The organism is Streptomyces sp. Xyl84, assembly GCF_059731885.1.
The window spans coordinates 1,570,455-1,586,743 of record NZ_AP029182.1 but is presented as its reverse complement, the minus strand read 5'-3'; the positions used below and the strand labels follow the sequence as shown (position 1 = coordinate 1,586,743).

General features: G+C 75.5%; 12 protein-coding genes. 7 read left to right on the top strand and 5 right to left on the bottom strand.

The window, feature by feature from the left end; genetic code table 11:
• The first annotated feature begins 120 nt into the window (after positions 1-120).
• A complete protein-coding gene (gene cyc2 / locus AC6I72_RS06810) occupies positions 121-2,283 on the top strand; it encodes a germacradienol/geosmin synthase Cyc2 (protein ID WP_497999965.1) in 2,163 nt (720 codons plus the stop codon).
• 12 nt (positions 2,284-2,295) lie between these two features.
• Here cyc2 and AC6I72_RS06805 read toward each other — a convergent pair whose 3' ends face one another.
• Positions 2,296-3,243, bottom strand: coding sequence for a hypothetical protein (locus tag AC6I72_RS06805; protein ID WP_497999964.1), 948 nt, complete (start codon positions 3,241-3,243; stop codon positions 2,296-2,298).
• Between the two features lie 301 nt (positions 3,244-3,544).
• On the opposite strand from AC6I72_RS06805, the gene AC6I72_RS06800 reads away from it, so the two are divergent.
• Positions 3,545-4,138 carry a PDZ domain-containing protein gene (locus AC6I72_RS06800; protein WP_497999963.1) on the top strand — a complete coding sequence of 198 codons (594 nt, stop codon included), beginning with the start codon at positions 3,545-3,547 and terminating at the stop codon, positions 4,136-4,138.
• Positions 4,139-4,341: 203 nt separating this feature from the next.
• Here the strand turns inward: AC6I72_RS06800 and AC6I72_RS06795 are convergent, their stop codons facing one another.
• A complete protein-coding gene (locus tag AC6I72_RS06795) occupies positions 4,342-5,097 on the bottom strand; it encodes a metallophosphoesterase (RefSeq protein ID WP_497999962.1) in 756 nt (251 codons plus the stop codon).
• A 255-nt stretch (positions 5,098-5,352) separates the two neighbouring features.
• Between AC6I72_RS06795 and AC6I72_RS06790 the strand changes: the two genes are divergently transcribed.
• Together AC6I72_RS06790 and AC6I72_RS06785 are read left to right on the top strand one after the other, a co-directional pair.
• Positions 5,353-6,480: an aminopeptidase P family protein gene (locus AC6I72_RS06790; RefSeq protein ID WP_497999961.1), complete on the top strand. Its 1,128-nt coding sequence runs from the start codon at positions 5,353-5,355 to the stop codon at positions 6,478-6,480.
• A gap of 45 nt (positions 6,481-6,525) precedes the next feature.
• Positions 6,526-7,509, top strand: a complete 984-nt coding sequence (locus AC6I72_RS06785) for a phosphotransferase family protein (RefSeq protein ID WP_497999960.1) — start codon at positions 6,526-6,528, stop codon at positions 7,507-7,509.
• A 160-nt stretch (positions 7,510-7,669) separates the two neighbouring features.
• Here the strand turns inward: AC6I72_RS06785 and treZ are convergent, their stop codons facing one another.
• Entirely contained in the window at positions 7,670-9,424 is a 1,755-nt protein-coding gene (gene treZ, locus AC6I72_RS06780; RefSeq protein ID WP_497999959.1) for a malto-oligosyltrehalose trehalohydrolase, read from the bottom strand.
• Between the two features lie 172 nt (positions 9,425-9,596).
• Between treZ and AC6I72_RS06775 the strand changes: the two genes are divergently transcribed.
• Positions 9,597-10,148: an FHA domain-containing protein gene (locus tag AC6I72_RS06775; RefSeq protein ID WP_497999958.1), complete on the top strand. Its 552-nt coding sequence runs from the start codon at positions 9,597-9,599 to the stop codon at positions 10,146-10,148.
• Positions 10,149-10,254: 106 nt separating this feature from the next.
• Positions 10,255-10,695: an SSI family serine proteinase inhibitor gene (locus AC6I72_RS06770; RefSeq protein WP_497999957.1), complete on the top strand. Its 441-nt coding sequence runs from the start codon at positions 10,255-10,257 to the stop codon at positions 10,693-10,695.
• Positions 10,696-10,740: 45 nt separating this feature from the next.
• Here AC6I72_RS06770 and AC6I72_RS06765 read toward each other — a convergent pair whose 3' ends face one another.
• Both AC6I72_RS06765 and treY read right to left on the bottom strand, forming a co-directional pair.
• A complete protein-coding gene (locus AC6I72_RS06765; protein WP_497999956.1) occupies positions 10,741-11,982 on the bottom strand; it encodes a M14 family zinc carboxypeptidase in 1,242 nt (413 codons plus the stop codon).
• Positions 11,983-12,261: 279 nt separating this feature from the next.
• On the bottom strand, positions 12,262-14,628 hold the full coding sequence (treY, locus tag AC6I72_RS06760; protein ID WP_497999955.1) for a malto-oligosyltrehalose synthase: 2,367 nt from the start codon (positions 14,626-14,628) through the stop codon (positions 12,262-12,264).
• A gap of 80 nt (positions 14,629-14,708) precedes the next feature.
• On the opposite strand from treY, the gene AC6I72_RS06755 reads away from it, so the two are divergent.
• Positions 14,709-16,085: an MFS transporter gene (locus AC6I72_RS06755; protein WP_497999954.1), complete on the top strand. Its 1,377-nt coding sequence runs from the start codon at positions 14,709-14,711 to the stop codon at positions 16,083-16,085.
• The last annotated feature ends 204 nt before the right edge of the window (positions 16,086-16,289 follow it).

The following is a 16,289-nucleotide window of genomic DNA, read 5'->3' as shown; positions in this document are numbered from 1 at the left end:
GCGACGGCGTCCGACGTCACCGGGCGCGCGCCCGGGGCGCGTTCGGCGGTGATTCACGCGATGGTGTGATCGGATGCGCGCCGGAGGATGGCTGCCGAGCACCCCGGGTAGGGCCCGGCCATGACGCAGCAGCCCTTCGAACTACCGCACTTCTACATGCCGTACCCCGCGCGGCTGAACCCGCACCTCGACGAGGCGCGCGCCCACTCCACGCGGTGGGCGCGGGACATGGGCATGCTGGAAGGCTCCGGGATCTGGGACCAGTCCGATCTCGACGCGCACGACTACGGACTGCTGTGCGCCTACACCCACCCCGACTGCGACGGCCCCGCCCTCTCCCTGATCACCGACTGGTACGTGTGGGTCTTCTTCTTCGACGACCACTTCCTGGAGACGTTCAAGCGCAGCCAGGACCGGGCCGGCGGCAAGGCCTACCTGGACCGGCTGCCCCTGTTCATGCCCCTCGACGACGGCGCCGGCGTCCCCGAGCCGCAGAATCCGGTGGAGGCGGGCCTGGCCGACCTGTGGGCGCGTACGGTCCCGTCGATGTCGGCCGGCTGGCGGCGCCGGTTCGCGGTGGCCACCGAGCACCTGCTGAACGAGTCCCTGTGGGAGCTGTCCAACATCAACGAGGGGCGGATCGCCAACCCCGTCGAGTACATCGAGATGCGCCGCAAGGTCGGCGGCGCCCCCTGGTCGGCGGGGCTCGTGGAGTACGCCACCGCCGAAGTGCCCGCCTCCGTCGCGCAGTCCAGGCCGCTCAGGGTCCTGATGGAGACCTTCTCCGACGCCGTGCACCTGCGCAACGACCTGTTCTCCTACCAGCGGGAGGTGGAGGACGAGGGCGAGCTGAGCAACGGCGTACTGGTCCTGGAGACCTTCTTCGGCTGCACCACCCAGGAGGCCGCGGACACCGTCAACGACGTCCTCACCTCGCGCCTGCACCAGTTCGAGCACACCGCGCTCACCGAGGTGCCCGCCGTGGCCGCGGAGCACGCCCTCACCCCCGGCGAGGTCGCGGCGGTGGCGGCGTACACCAAGGGCCTGCAGGACTGGCAGTCCGGCGGCCACGAATGGCACATGCGCTCCAGCCGGTACATGAACGCCCGGGCACGCCCGGTCGACCCCTGGCAGCCGCCGTCCGGACCCGGCACCTCGGCCGTCGACATGGGCGCGCTGCTCGCCGCGGCCGGCGCCGAACGCCTGCGCGCCTACACCCACGTCCCGTACGAGAAGGTCGGCCCCTCGCGCATCCCCGACCTGTACATGCCCTTCCCGCTGGAGCTGAGCCCGCACCTGGAGCGTTCACGGTCCCGGCTCGCCGACTGGTGCCACCGGATGGGCATCCTCACGGAAGGCGTCTGGGACGAGGACAAGCTCGCCGCCTACGACCTGGCCCTGTGCTCGGCGGGGCTGGACCCGGACGCGGCACCCGGGGAACTCGACCTGAGCGCGCAGTGGCTCGCCTGGGGCACCTACGGCGACGACTACTACCCCCTGGTCTACGGCCACCGCCGTGACCTCGCCGCCGCGCGGCTGACCACGGCCCGTCTGTCGGCGTGCATGCCGGTCGACGGCGAGGAGGCCCCCGTCCCCCTCAACGCCATGGAGCGCGCGCTGGCCGACCTGTGGACGCGGACCACCGCCGCGATGACCCCGGACCAGCGGCGCACCTTCAAACGCGCGGTCGACTCGATGACCGAGAGCTGGGTGTGGGAGCTGTCCAACCAGATGCAGAACCGCGTGCCCGACCCCGTCGACTACCTGGAGATGCGGCGCGCCACCTTCGGCTCCGACCTCACCCTCAGTCTGTGCCGGATGGGTCACGGCCCGGCGATCCCGCCCGAGGTCTACCGCAGCGGCCCGGTCCGTTCCCTGGAGAACGCGGCCATGGACTACGCCTGCCTGCTCAACGACGTCTTCTCCTACCAGAAGGAGATCCAGTACGAGGGCGAGATCCACAATGCGATCCTCGTCGTGCAGCACTTCTTCGGGATCGGCTACCCCGCGGCGCTCGCCGTCGTGCACGACCTGATGACCCAGCGCATGCGCCAGTTCGAACACGTCGTCGCGCACGAACTGCCCGTGGTGTACGACGACTTCCAGCTGTCGACGGAGGCCCGCGCGGCCATGGGGCGCTATGTCGCGGACCTGGAGAACTGGCTGGCCGGCATTCTGAACTGGCACCGGAACGTGAACCGCTACAAGGCCGAGTGGCTCGCCCGCCGCGCCCACGCCTTCCTCCCGGACCACCCGCCGGCCCCCGTGCTGCCCGTCGGCTGAACGGGGTCGGGTTCAGCTCCGCCCGGTGCCGGTGCCGGTGCCGGTGCTGGAGGCGGAGGCGGAGGCGGTGCGGGGGGTGTGGCGGTCGGTCCCGGTGCGGGCCAGCGCCGCGTGCAGGTGCCGGGCGCGCTGTGCCTGCGCCCGGTCACCGATGCGTTCGAACGTCTCGGCGAACCGGAGCAGGGGCGAGATGTCCAGCTCCCGCGGGGCGCCGGGCCGGCGCAGCGTGCTCTGGTTCATGACGATCTCGTCCAGTCCGCGGATCAGGGCCGCCCGCGCGTGCTCCGTCAGGCCCAGGCCCAGGGCCCGCCCGGCCCAGGTGAGCAGCGGTTCACCGGCGCCGGGCGGTCCGTCGGGGCCGGTCGCGGGCCGGGGGAGCGCGTCCGGGGCGTGGGCGAGCACCGTCTCGCGCAGGGTCGGCCGGGGGTGGGAGTCCAGCAGGCCGTAGGCACACCCCTCCTCGGCGTTGAGCAGCAGGAAGCCGGGCTCGGTGCGCAGCAGCGCCGCGTGCAGCAGCGCGACGAGTTCCACGGGCGAGCGCTCGGGCAGGCCGAGGGCGGCACGCAGTTCGGCCCGCTCCTCGTCGATGCCGTAGTCCTCGCGTATCTCCGCCTCGGACGCGGCGACCATGGCGAGGATCTCCTCCGCGCCGTCGGCCGGTGACAGGTCCAGGCAGTCCTGCCATCCGGGCAGGCCGATGAGCACCTCCAGCGCCGTGTCCACGTCGGAGCCGATGATCCCGGCCGAGCCCTCGGAGTCGGCGTAGAGCACGGAGCCGTCGCCGCACACGAAGTACGTGCCGCCCGACGCGTCGCCCGCGATCGGCTCCAGGGGCCCGCCGGAGGCGAGCCGGACCGGCTCGACGTGGCGGGCGCTCCCCAGGTCGAACTCGAAGGGGAAGGCCGCCAGTTCGGCCAGGCGCGGGCTGCTCCGCAGCTTCCGCAGGAGGTGGTCGCTCATGCCGCCGAACGTAACAGCCGCCACCGACAACGGTCCTCGCCGCGGGCGCCCGTCCCCGACATCGGCCGTCCCCGCCGACGACCACCACCGACAACAGCCGTTCCCGACAACAGACTTCACCGACAACAGTCGTCACCGACAACGGTGACCACCGACGTCAGCCGTCACCGGCACAGACGCTCGCCCTCGGCGGCCGCTCCGTCCCGCCGCTTTCCCTCCCGTCGCCTTCAGTCTCACTCGTTCGTGGCTCGTGGCGGGCCCGGGCGCCGGGTAGGCACCAGCCGGAGGCCGGAGGAGAACGATGGAACAGACTGCGTTGCGACCCAAGCCGATGCCCGGCGGCGAGCCCGGTGCGGGCGCCGCGCGCGAGCGCGTGCGCCCGCAGCCCGTGAACCGGCGCGGCCGCCGGTTCACCGCGGCGGTGTGCGGCCTGGTCGCGGGCCTGGTCCTGCTGCTGGCCGGCGTCGGCCTGGGTGCGGTGGGCGCCACGGTCATCGGCATGAGCAGACTGGCCGAGGTGCAGCGCCTGGCGGGGGCGGCGGCTGCGGCGGGCGCCGCGGGGCAGGCGCCGCCGGCGCGGTCCGGGCCGGGGGACCGGACACCGGCCACGAGTCCCGCGCCCGCGCCGGCGGGCCCGACCCTCGGGCTGGAGGCGGTGGACGACGACCGGCCCGGCGCCCGGGTGGTCGGTGTGCACGTGCCGGGGCCCGCGTACTCGGCCGGGCTGGTCCGGGGGGACGTCCTGCTCGTGTTCGACAGGTCGCGGATCGACTCGGCGGCGGACCTCGCGCGCGCGGTGGCCGGGGCCGGTCCGGGCCGCCGGGTGGTCCTGACCGTGCGGCACCCCGGCGGCGGCTACCAGCAGCTCCACGTCACGCCGGGCGTCCTCACCTGACGTCACGGAACACACCCGGCGCCATCTGTCAGGCCACCGGCCACCTGACGCCCCGGGCCGCGCCCGGCGCACCTGTCAAACCACGGGCCACCTGACGCCACGGATCGGGCCAAGGGCCCCCTGACGCCCGGGGTCCGGTCAAGGGCCGCCTGACGCCCGAGGTCAGGCCAGGGGCCACCTGATGCCAGGGACCGGGCCACGGATCACCCGGCGACCCGGAAGTGGCTCGTCAGGCGCCCCTCGTCGTCCAGGACGTGGTAGGCGAGCCCGGGCGGAGCGTCCCGGTCCGCCGCGCCCTCGCCCTCCCAGGGCAGCCGCAGTGTCCAGGTGACCCCGGGGCCGACGACGAGCGGCCGCCCGGCGAACGTCGTGGCGGCGGGCGTGTGGGCGTGCCCGGTGATCACCCCGGCGATCGCGGGCCGCCGCCGCAGCAGGGCGGCCAGCCGGTGCGGCTCGCGCAGCCGGTAACGGTCGGGCAGGGGGTGGTGCAGGGCGACCGGCGGATGGTGGAGGGCCAGCAGCGCCGGTACGCCGTCGCCGAGGCCGTCGAGCGTCTCCTCGATCCAGCCGTACGTCTCCTCGTCGAGGGCTCCCTCGTCGCTGCCCGGGATGCTGGAGTCGCACATCAGCACCGCCGCGCCGTCGAGGACGTGCACGGAGTTGACCGGTCCGCGGGCCGCCGCCCGGCCCAGCAGCGCCTTGCGGTAGGCGGCGCGGTCGTCGTGGTTGCCGGGGCAGGTGAGCACCGGGAACGGCGCGGCCCCGCCGGCCAGTCCCAGCAGCGCCGCGGCCTCCTCGTACTCGGCCTCCGCGCCGTGGTCGGCGATGTCCCCGGTGACCAGCAGCGCGTCCACCCGGCCCGGCAGCTCCCAGAGCGTGTCACGCACCCGCACGGCGCGTTCCGTCGCCCGTGCGGTGCCGTCCAGATGCAGATCGCTGATGTGCGCGATGACGAGCACGGCGTCCCCCTCCTGTCGCCGGTCCCCCGGCTCTTGGCAGTGAGGCGATCCCACCACGACGATTAATGGTTGGGCAAGCGCTGACCGTTAACATTGATCCGGCAAAGCGGTGGTCCTCGGGCCGTCCCACCGGCGAGGATGGGGGCGTGACCCGTCGGGCCCGCCGACCGGCTCGCGCGGCCCCTCGCGCGCGGGCAGGATGCTGCCCGTGGTCACTGCTCGCCCCTCACCGCCCAGCCGCACACGGAGGACCGGATGACCGGCACCGCGCCCGCGCCCTTCACCGCCGACGACTACCGGGCCCGGATGGCACGCGCCGCGCGGGCGGCGGCCGACGCCGGGCTCGCCGGACTCCTCGTGGCTCCCGGCCCCGACCTCGTGTGGCTCACCGGCTACGCCCCGCCCGCCGACACCGAACGGCTCACCCTGCTCGTCCTGGCCCCCGGGCAGGATCCCGTCCTCGTCGTCCCGGCCCTGGAGGCCCCGGACGCCGCCCGGGCCACCGGCGCGCCCGCGATGACCCTGCGCGACTGGACCGACGGCAAGGACCCCTACGCCGTCACCGCCGCCCTCCTCGACGGCCGCGGCCGCTTCGGCATCAGCGACAACGCGTGGGCCATGCACCTGCTGGGCCTCCAGCGGACCCTGCCCGGCACCTCCTACGCCTCCCTCACCGAGGCCCTGCCGATGCTCCGGGCCGTCAAGGACGCCGCCGAACTCGAACTCCTGGCCGCCGCCGCGGCCGCCGCCGACCAGGCCTTCGAGGAGATCCGCACGGTCCGCTTCACCGGGCGCCGCGAGTTCGAGGTCGGCGCCGACCTCGCCGCCCTGCTGCGGCGCTTCGGCCACTCCCAGGTGGACTTCACCATCGTCGGTTCCGGCCCCAACGGCGCCAACCCGCACCACGAGATGGGCGACCGGGTCATCGAGCGCGGCGACATGGTCGTCCTCGACTTCGGCGGCCTCAAGGACGGCTACGGCTCCGACACCACCCGCACCGTCCACGTCGGCGAACCCACGGACGAGGAACGCCGGGTGCACGACGTCGTCCGTGAGGCCCAGGAGGCGGGCTTCCGCGCCGTGCGTCCGGGCGCCGCCTGCCAGGACGTCGACCGGGCCGCCCGCGCGGTCGTCGCGGACGCCGGGTACGGCGAGTACTTCATCCACCGCACCGGCCACGGCATCGGCGTCACCACGCACGAGCCGCCGTACATGATCGAAGGGGAGGAGCAGCCCCTCGTGCCCGGCATGTGCTTCTCCGTGGAACCCGGCATCTACCTGCCCGGCCGCTTCGGCGTGCGGATCGAGGACATCGTGACGGTCACCGAGGACGGGGGCCGCCGCCTCAACGACACCACCCGGGAGATGGTCATAGTGGACTGACCCGCCGGCAGCCCCCATCCCCGACCCGAACGACACGGCGCGACGATGACCCAGGCACCGACACCCACCGCGGACACGGTCCGCCGGCTGGTCCGCTCCCTGCTCCCCGACGGCCCGGAGAGCCGGGCCGGCGGACCCGACGTCCGGCCCGTCACCGAGAGCGGCGAGCACTCCACCTGGTGGGTGGGCGCCCGCCACGTGCTGCGCCTCGCCCCCGACCGTGCCGCCTCCGCGCGCCAGCGCCGCGAACTGCGCCTGCGCGACCTGGCCCGCCCGCACCTGCCGGTGGCCGTCCCCGCGAGCGTGGCGCACGGCGACTGGGCGCCCGGACTGGCGTACACCCTGGACACCAGGATCCCCGGCGGCACGGCCGGCGAGCACGAGGTCTCCGCCCTCGGCGAGGACGACCTGGCCGGGCTGCTCACCGGGCTGCGCGCGGTGCCCGTCCGGCAGGCCGAGACGCTGGGCGTGCCGCGCGCCGCGCCCCGCTCCCTGGAGGCGCTGCGCCGGATGGCCGTGCACGCCGTGGAACTCCTCGGAAGGGCCGACGAGTTCGAGCCCGCGCGGATGCACCAGCTCGCCCCGCCCGCCGCGGCCCAGCTCGCCGCCCAGCCGGGCACCGCGGTCCTCGTCCACCACGACCTGCTGGCCGAACACCTGGTGGTCGCCGCCGACGGCCGGGTCCGCGGCGTCCTGGACTGGACCGACGCGGCCGTCGGCGACCCCGCCGAGGACATCGCGGGCCTCGCCCTCGCCGTCGGGTCACCCGCCGCCGTGCGCGCCGCCACCCTCGCCGGGTACGGCGCCCGGCCCTGCCTGCGCGGCCTGTGGCTGGCCCGCTGCGACACCGTGATCCGCCTCGCCGCCCGCCTGGAGGGCCGCGAGGACAGCCCGCTGCCGCTGCTGCGGGTCCAGCTGCGGCACGCCTGGGAGGCGATCCTCCTGGAGCGGGTCACGGAATTCCGCGAGGACGCGGAGACGGACACGGGCACGGACGAGGGCGGGGACACCGGGGACGCCGCACGCTGACGACGCCGGCGACGCCGAGAGCCCCGCACCGTGACGGGTACGGCGGCGGGACGCCGCACCGGGACGAGAACGCGGGCCGCGGCGGTCCCGCAGCCGGGCGAGGGCCGGGGTGAGGACGGTGACCCCGGCGGTCCCGCAGCCGGGCGAGGGCGGTGCGGGCTCAGCTCTGCGCCAGCACCACGCACGACCGGCCGGGCAGGCGCAGCAGACCGTCCTCGTCGGGCGCCTCGACCGGCTCCCAGGCGGCGAGCACCCGGGCGGGCCGGGTGCCCAGCGGGATCGCCGCCGCACCGGTGCCGAGGTTGACGGCCACCCGTACGTCCCCGCGCCGGAAGGCCAGCCAGCGCGCCTCCTCGTCGTAGGCGACCCGGGTCGCGGCGAGGTCGGGGTCGGTGAGGTCCGGCAGCCGGCGCCGGAGCGCGATCAGCCGCCGGTACCAGGCCAGCACGCGCGCGTGCGGCTCGCGTTCCGGCTCGGACCAGTCCAGGCAGGAGCGGTCCCGCGTCGCCTCGTCCTGCGGATCGGGAACGTCCTCCTCCGCCCACCCGTGCGCCCTGAACTCCCGCCGCCTGCCCCGTCGCACGGCCTCGGCCAGGTCCGGGTCGGTGTGGTCGGTGAAGAACTGCCACGGGGTGCCCGCCGCCCACTCCTCACCCATGAAGAGCATCGGCGTGAACGGCGCGGTCAGCGTCAGCGTGGCCGCGCACGCCAGCAGCCCCGGCGCGTCCGCCAGCAGGCCGGACAGCCGGTCGCCCTGGGCCCGGTTGCCGACCTGGTCGTGGGTCTGGGCGTAACCGAGCAGCCGGTGGCCGGCCACGCGGGTGCGGTCCAGGGGACGGCCGTGGCGGCGGCCCCGGAAGCTGGAGTACGTCCCGTCGTGGAAGTAGCCGCCGGTGAGCGTCTTGGCGACCGCGGCGAGCGGGGCCCGCGCGAAGTCGGCGTAGTAGCCCTGGGACTCGCCCGTCACGGCCGTGTGCAGCGCGTGGTGGAAGTCGTCGCTCCACTGGGCGTGCAGCCCGAGGCCGTGCTCCGCGCGCGGGGTGATGAGCCGCGGGTCGTTCAGGTCCGACTCCGCGATCAGGAACAGCGGGCGGCCGAGGTCCGCAGAGAGCGCGTCCACGGCCGTGGACAGCTCCTCCAGGAAGTGGCGCGCGCGGGTGTCCACCAGCGCGTGCACCGCGTCCAGGCGCAGCCCGTCGAGCCGGTAGTCGCGCAGCCAGGCCAGCGCGCTGCCGACCAGGAAGTCCCGCACCTCGTCGGAGCCGGGCGCATCCAGGTTGACGGCGGAGCCCCACGGGGTGTGGTGGGTGTCCGTGAAGTACGGGCCGAAGCGCGGAAGGTGGTTCCCCGAGGGGCCCAGGTGGTTGTGCACCACGTCCAGGACCACGCCCAGGCCCAGCTCGTGCGCCCGGTCGACGAAGCGCTTGAGCCCCTCCGGTCCGCCGTAGGGCTCGTGCACCGCCCACAGCGACACCCCGTCGTAGCCCCAGCCGTGCCGGCCGGGGAACGGGCACACCGGCATCAGCTCCACGTGCGTCACGCCGAGTCCGGTCAGGTGCTCCAGGCGTGCCGCCGCCGCGTCGAACGTGCCCTCGCGCGTGTACGTGCCCACGTGCAGCTCGTAGAGGACCGCGCCGGGCAGCGGGTGCCCCGGCCAGTCGGGGGTGCGCCAGGCGTGGCGGCCGTGGTCGACCACCGCGCTCAGCCCGTCCGGGCCGTCCGGCTGCCGCCGCGACCGCGGATCGGGCAGCACGGGGCCGTCGTCCAGGGCGAAGCCGTAGCGGGAGCCGTCCCGCGCGGCGGCCTGCCCGCTCCACCATCCCGGCCGCTCAGGATCGCGCTCCAGCGCGCGCGTGGCGCCGTCGCACTGGAGCGTCACACGGCCGGCCTGCGGTGCCCACACCTCGAACTGCACGGACGGTTCCCCTTCGTCTGTTCACCGTGACGGAGTCCTCCATCGTCCTCCAAAGGAGATCGATGCGCTTTTGAATCCACCCATTCGCGCGAGGTGTCGTCAGGTCGGCGCGCCGCGTGGCCCTCTTCGCGTTTTCTGGACACCCCGCGGCCGTTGGCCGACAATCACGAACGTGACGTCGTCCTTCGAGATCCATCCGTACCCCGCGCGGTTGTCCGACGCGGAGCGCGACCGGGCGCTGAAGGTGCTGCGCGACGGCGTCGCGGCGGGCCGGCTGTCGCACGACACGTTCGTGCGGCGCATGGAACTCGCGCTGGCCGCCCGTCGCCCCGACGAACTCGCCGTGCTCACCTCGGACCTGTCCACCGAGGGCAGGCTCTCCCGCATGGTGTTCGGCACCGTGGAGGCCGTCTCCGGCTTCACCGTACGGCTGCGCAGGGCCTGGCAGGCCGAGCGGCTGCCCAAGCTGCTGCTGCCGCACCCGGCGGGCGGCCATCCGCTGCGCATAGGCCGCGACCCGGCGAGCGGCCTGAGACTGAACCACGAGACCGTCTCGCGGGCCCACGCCGAACTGCGCCACCAGGGCGGTCTGTGGATCCTGCGCGACCTGGGTTCGACCAACGGCACCACCGTCAACGGCCGGCGGGTGACCGGCGCGGCCGTCGTCCGCGAGGGTGACCAGGTGGGCTTCGGGCAGGTGACGTACCGGCTCTCGGTGGACTGAGCGGCCCGGACCGCCGCCCCCGGACGGGCCAGCGGGAGGCCCGGCGGTGCTCCCGTTCGGGTGAGCGGCACTGCGGCCCGCGCGGCGGCGTGCCGATACACCGGCCATGACCCACTCCATCACCAAGGCGGCGACCCGGTGGCTGCGCCGCGGTCTGCCGGCCACCGCGGCCCTCCTCCTCGCGGCCGCCGTCCCGGCCCAGGCGGCCCGGACCTCCCCGCGGCAGGCGGACCGCGGCGACTGGCTCTACGTCACCGTCACCCACGGCGACACCCGTTCGGGCGGTGACACCCGAGGCACCCTGCTGCTGTGCGACCCGCCCCACGGGCACTCCCACGCGGCCCAGGCCTGCGCCGAGCTGCGGTCGGCGCGCGGCGACATCCGCGGCATCCCCCGCAAGGACGTCTTCTGCTCGATGATCTACGCCCCCGTGACCGTCCAGGCGCGCGGCGAGTGGCAGGGACGCGCGGTCGACTACACGGAGACCTTCGCCAACGCGTGCGAGATGAACGCCCGGACGGGGAACGTGTTCACACTGGACGGGTGAGGACCCGCACCGGCGGGGGCGCGGGCACCCGTCCGCGTCCCCGTCTCACGCGCCCACGTCCCGGGCGTGGCGGGCCGTCTCCACCACCGTGCGGGACTGGTGCTCGACCTGGTGCTCCAGCGGCACCCAGCGGGCCCGGAAGCGGTCCGCGAAGGCCGTGCTCCAGGCCGCGACGAGCCGTTCGAGGCCCGGCGCGGCCCGGTCGTCGGCCTCGCGCAGCACCCGCAGCAGCATCGCGGCCGCCCGCAGCGGCACCCGGCGGCCGAACGCGTCGACGCTGCCGACGTAGGCCATCGTCGTGTCGGCGGGCGGGGTGTGCACCCAGTCCGCCGCGAGCCCCGGCACCAGGCCCAGCCCCCACCGCGCCGCGCGCAGCAGCGGCCCGTCGGCGCCCCGCAGCCGGGGCAGCGCGTCGGCGAGCACCAGCTCCACCTCCCGCGCGTCCCGCAGCAGCCGGGCCGCCAGCCGCCGTATCGCCGCCTGCGGGGCGGGGTGCGGGGCCGGGTCGTCGACCAGGTCGCTCGCCCACATCGGGACCTCCACGACCGCCGTCAGGCCGCCGTGGCGGTGGGCGTGGTACCACGTGCTCAGCCGCGCGTCGTCGGGCAGGCTCGGGTACGCCGGCGCCGAGCCGGGCGCCGGCATCACCCGCACGCCGGGCCCGGAGACGGGCCAGCCTGCCGCGTCGCAGGCGCCCGTCTCCACCGGGATGTGCAGCTCCGCCGCCGACTTGGCGAAAGGTTCCGCCAGCCCCGGCACGTCACGGGTGAGCTGCACCCAGCTGCCGCCCAGCTCCGTACCGTGCAGGGTCACCTGGAGGTAGGGCCGCAGCGCGTCGATGACACCGGTCAGCGCACGGGTCTCGGGCGGCAGCCGGTCGGGCGGCAGCACGGACGGGGACCACTCCGGCTGCTCCGCCCCGGCCGGGCGGAAGAAGCCGTGGTGGTAGTCGAGCAGGCTGCGCGGGGCCGGCGTCACGTGCAGGCTCGCCCCGTCCGGGTCCGCGCAGAGCAGGAAGTGCCAGGAGGTCCCGGCACGCAACTCCCTCTCGGTCAGCACCCGGTGGGCCAGCGCGAGGAGGGTCGAGCCGCCCGTGGGCTCGTTGGCGTGGGCGCCCGCGACCACCAGGACGGCCCGCCGGGCACGGCCGACGGACAGCAGGTGCAGCGGTCTGCCCGCGCGGGAGACGCCGACCTGGTCCAGGGTGCACAGGCCCGGCCGGCGCGCGGCCAGCGACCGGGCCGAGGCCACGAGTTCGGGAACACTGGGATAGCGCGGCTCCGGCATGGACTCACCCCCCGTACGCGGGCCTCTCGTTCGGGATCATGCCGGGCTCGAGGGGTCTGGCACCGCACCTCGCGGCGTTGTCGTCGGTTGCCATGGCTCCGCCATGACGCCCTCCTCCGCCTTGCGACGCACGGCCCCGGACCCCGCTGCCTGATCCGGCCTGATCCGAACGGAAGACCCTGTCCCGCCCGGCTTCGCATCCGCAGTACCCCACGGCCGGTGACGGCTGTCAAGTGGCCGCTCACCCCCAGCCGCCCCGGACGCCCGGCCCGGCCCGTCTCAGCCCTGCCCGCGGGGCCCGTCGGTCCGTTCCAGCAGGGCCACCGGCAGGGCCGCGAACAGGTCCTCCGCGCGCGCGTGGCCCTCGAAGTGCCGTCCCGGGGCGAGGACGTCCGTCCAGCGCCCCGGCGGCAGGGGCAGCCGGGTGCCGCGCCAGCCGCCGGCCTCGGCCAGGCGCAGGGACAGCCGGGTCACGGCCGTGACGACCTCACCCGAGCGTGCGAACGCCGTGCAGTGGTCCGCCGCCGCGCCCTCGGCCGGCAGCGGGGTGTACGTCGCGGCGGCGCCGAAGACGTCCGGGCGGCGCGCGCGCAGCCGCAGCGCCGCCGCCGTCACCGCGCCCTTGGCGCCGGCGTCCGCGGGCGGCAGCTCCACGGGCCGCCGGTTGTCCGGGTCCACCAGGGCCCGGTACTCGGCCTCGGTGCCCTGATAGAGGTCGGGCACGCCCGGCATCGTCAGGTGCACCAGGGCGGTGCCCAGCACGTTCGCCCGGACGTGCGGCTCCAGCGCGGCGCGGAAGGCCGCCACACGCGCGCCGGGCGGCCCGCACGGCCCCTCGGCGACGAACCGCTCCACCGCCTCCTCGTACGGCGCCTCCTGCTCCGTCCAGCTCGTGTACAGGCCCGCCTCGCGCACGTGCTTCAGCAGCGCCGGCCCCACCCGCTCCGCGTCCGCCTCCCCGAGGCCGAACACCGTCTGCCAGGCCGCCCACGCCAGTTGCGCGTCGGGCGCGCCCTCCTCGTCACCGAGCGGCCCGGCCAGCAGCTCCGCCCACCGCCCCGGGCACTCGGTCAGCACGGCCAGCGCCGCCCGCACGTCCGCGCTGCGCTTGGTGTCGTGCGTGGAGACCACCGTCCCGGTGACGGGCCAGTCGCGCTGCACGCGCGCGCAGTACGCGTGGAAGTCCCGCGGCGACACGGCCGGACGGCCCGGATCGCCGCCGACCTCGTTGGCCGACAGCAGCGGCACGTACCGGTAGTAGGCCGTGTCCTCCACGGACTTGGCGCGCAGTGCGGAGGCGGCCTGCGCGAACCGGGTCCGCAGCTCCACCGCCTGCGGCCCCGCACCGGCCCGCCCGAGCAGCAGATCCCGTACGACGTCCACGGCCCCGCCCTCCTCGGGCACGGTGAAGGCGCGCCGGGCGGCCGCTGCGGCCTCCTCGGTGACCACCGAGGCGGCGTCCACGGAGGCGTAGGGCCGGTACACCTCCAGGCGGACCAGCAGCTCCTGGAGCGCGGTGCGCAGCGCCCAGGGCGCGCGGTCGCGCAGCGCCGGGTCCGGCGCGGACGAGCACGCCCGGTCCGCCACCCGGGTCAGCCGCTCGGTCTCGGCGGCCAGCTCGTGCGTGATCACCTTGTAGGCGGCCCGCCGCACCGTGGCCGCCCAGTCGCCGCCGCGGTCGGTCTGCGGGGCGGCGAAGCGCCGGTAGTGCTCCAGCAGTTCGCCCGCGCCGGACGGGTCGACGAACAGGCCGTCGACGTGCCGCAGGGCGTCGTAGCCGGTGGTGCCGGCGACCGGCCAGGAGGGCGGCAGGGGCTCGCCGTCGGAGAGGATCTTCTCCACGACCGTCCAGCACCCGCCACTCGCCTCGTGCAGCCGTCGGAGGTAGTCGTCGGGGTCGGCGAGGCCGTCGGGGTGGTCGATCCGCAGCCCGTCGATCACGCCCTCGCCGAGCAGCTGGAGGATCTTGGCGTGGGTGGCCGCGAACACCTCCGGGTCCTCCACGCGCAGACCGATCAGCTGCGAGATGCTGAAGAAACGCCGGTAGTTCAGTTCCGTGCGCGCCAGCCGCCACCACACCGGGCGGTACCACTGCGCGTCCAGCAGCTCGGCCGGCGGCAGCCCCTCGGTGCCCGCCCGCAGCGGGAAGGCGTGGTCGTGGTAGCGCAGGACGTCGCCGTCCGCCTTCAGGTGGCCGATCTCCTCGCCGAGCGGACCGCCGAGCACCGGCAGCAGCACCTTGCCGCCCTGCGCCTTCCAGTCGATGTCGAACCAGCGCGCGTACGGGGACGCCGGCCCCTCGCGCAGCACCTCCCACAGGGCGGGGTTGTGCCGCGGGACCATCGCCATGTGGTTGGGCACGATGTCCACGATCAGACGGAGGCCGTGCTCGTGCGCGGTGCGCGCCAGCGCGCGCAGGCCCTCCTCGCCGCCGAGTTCGCCGCGCACGCGCGTGTGGTCCACGACGTCGTAGCCGTGCGGCGAACCCGGCACGGCCTCCAGGACGGGGGACAGGTGCAGGTGCGAGACGCCGAGCGACGCCAGGTACGGCACGGCCGCCGCGGCGGCCGTGAACGGGAACGCGGGCTGGAGCTGGAGCCGGTAGGTGGCCGTGGGCACGACGGGTACGGGGTGCTCGGGTGTCATGCGATGCTACGTACCCGCCCGGCCGGGTTTCGTGTCATCCGTCCGTCCACGTCTCCCGCGCGCGTGGCTAGCTTCGGACGATGACCACACCGCGGCCGCGCAGCACACGGGAGACCTACGGCGACGTGATAGGCCTGACCGGGCCGCTGCTCCCGGTGGTGTCGTTCCTGGGGCGGCTGCCCACGGCCACCATCCAGTTCGGCAGCGTGCTGCTCGTCGCCCGGACGAGTGACTCGCTGACCGCGGCCGGGGCGACCGGCGGGGCACTCGCCCTCGGCCAGGTCTCCTGCGGGCCGCTCGTGGGGCGTCTGACGGACCGGCACGGCCAGCGGACCGTCGTCCTCCTGTTCGCCTGGGCCAACGCCGTCGCCGTCACCGCACTGGTCGCCGGGGCGCTCGCCGGGCTCGGCACGCCGGCGCTCGCGCTGCTGGGCGCGGGCGCCGGGGCGACCGTACCGCTGATCGGCCCGCTGGCCCGCGCCCGTCTCGTCGCCCTCGCCCGCCGGGCCGCGGCCCCCGAGTCCACGGTCGGGGCGGCCCTGTCCTTCGAAAGCACGCTCGACGAGATCTCCTTTGTTCTCGGTCCCGCCCTCGTCGGCCTGGCGTCGGTCCTCGCGCACCCGGCGTACGCCCTGGGCGCGGCGGCGCTGCTGGTGGCCGTGTGCGGCACGGGCTTCGCCCTCCACCCGACGGCCGCGGTGACGCGTCCGGCGGGCCGTCCGGCGGAGGGAGGCGGGGTGGTTGGCGCAGACCGGTCGGTGGCCGGGCGTCGGGCGGCCGTCGGCGTACGCCGGTTGCTCACGCGCGCGGGTGGTGGCCGCCGGGCGGGCTCCGGCCGTCCGCCCATGCCCCGCTCCGTGCACGCGCTGCGGGCCGCGCTGGCCCTCCAGGGGGCGATGTTCGGCGCCTGCCAGGCGGGGATCACGGCGCTGACCGGGCGGCTGGGGCAGGAGGACCAGGCCGGGCTCGTGTACGCCGCCATGGGGGTGATGAGCGCGGTCGCCGGGCTGTCCATGGCGGCCCTTCCCGCCCGCTTCGGGCTGCGGGCACGCCGGCGCACGGCCACGGCGGCGGCGTTCGTGCTCTCCCTCCCGCTGCTCGGCACGCACACACTGACCGGCCTGTACGTCGTGGTGACCGTGCTCGGAGTGGCGTACGCCCCGCACCTGGTCACCGTGTTCGGACTCACCGAGCGGGTGGTGCCGCCGGCCCGGCTCGCCGAGGCGATGGCCTACGCCACGAGCGCGATCGTCGCCGGACAGGCGCTCGCCGTCGCCGTCTGCGGCCGTCTCGCCGACGCCCGCGGACCCGGTGCGGCCTTCGCCGTGGCGAGCTCCGCGGCCGGGCTGGCCGCCGTGCTCGCCCTGACGGCGCGCCCGGAGGTCCGCGACGAGGACCGCGCGGGCACCGCCCGCGCGCGCGTACCCGCCGACGACCGCGCCGGCACGGCCCGCTGAGACCCCGCTCCGTGATCCGGCCCCGGCCCGGAGGAAGACCCTGGGACCTGGGCCCTGTCGTCACATTCCCGGCTGCCTCGCGACGCCATGCACGCACTCTCGCCGCACCGGGCCCAGACCCGAGTACGTCCAGTACGAGGGTCAGGGCCCGGCACGCCGAGAGCACGCACCTGACGCCGCGAGGCCCGCCCTCCGGGCGGACGA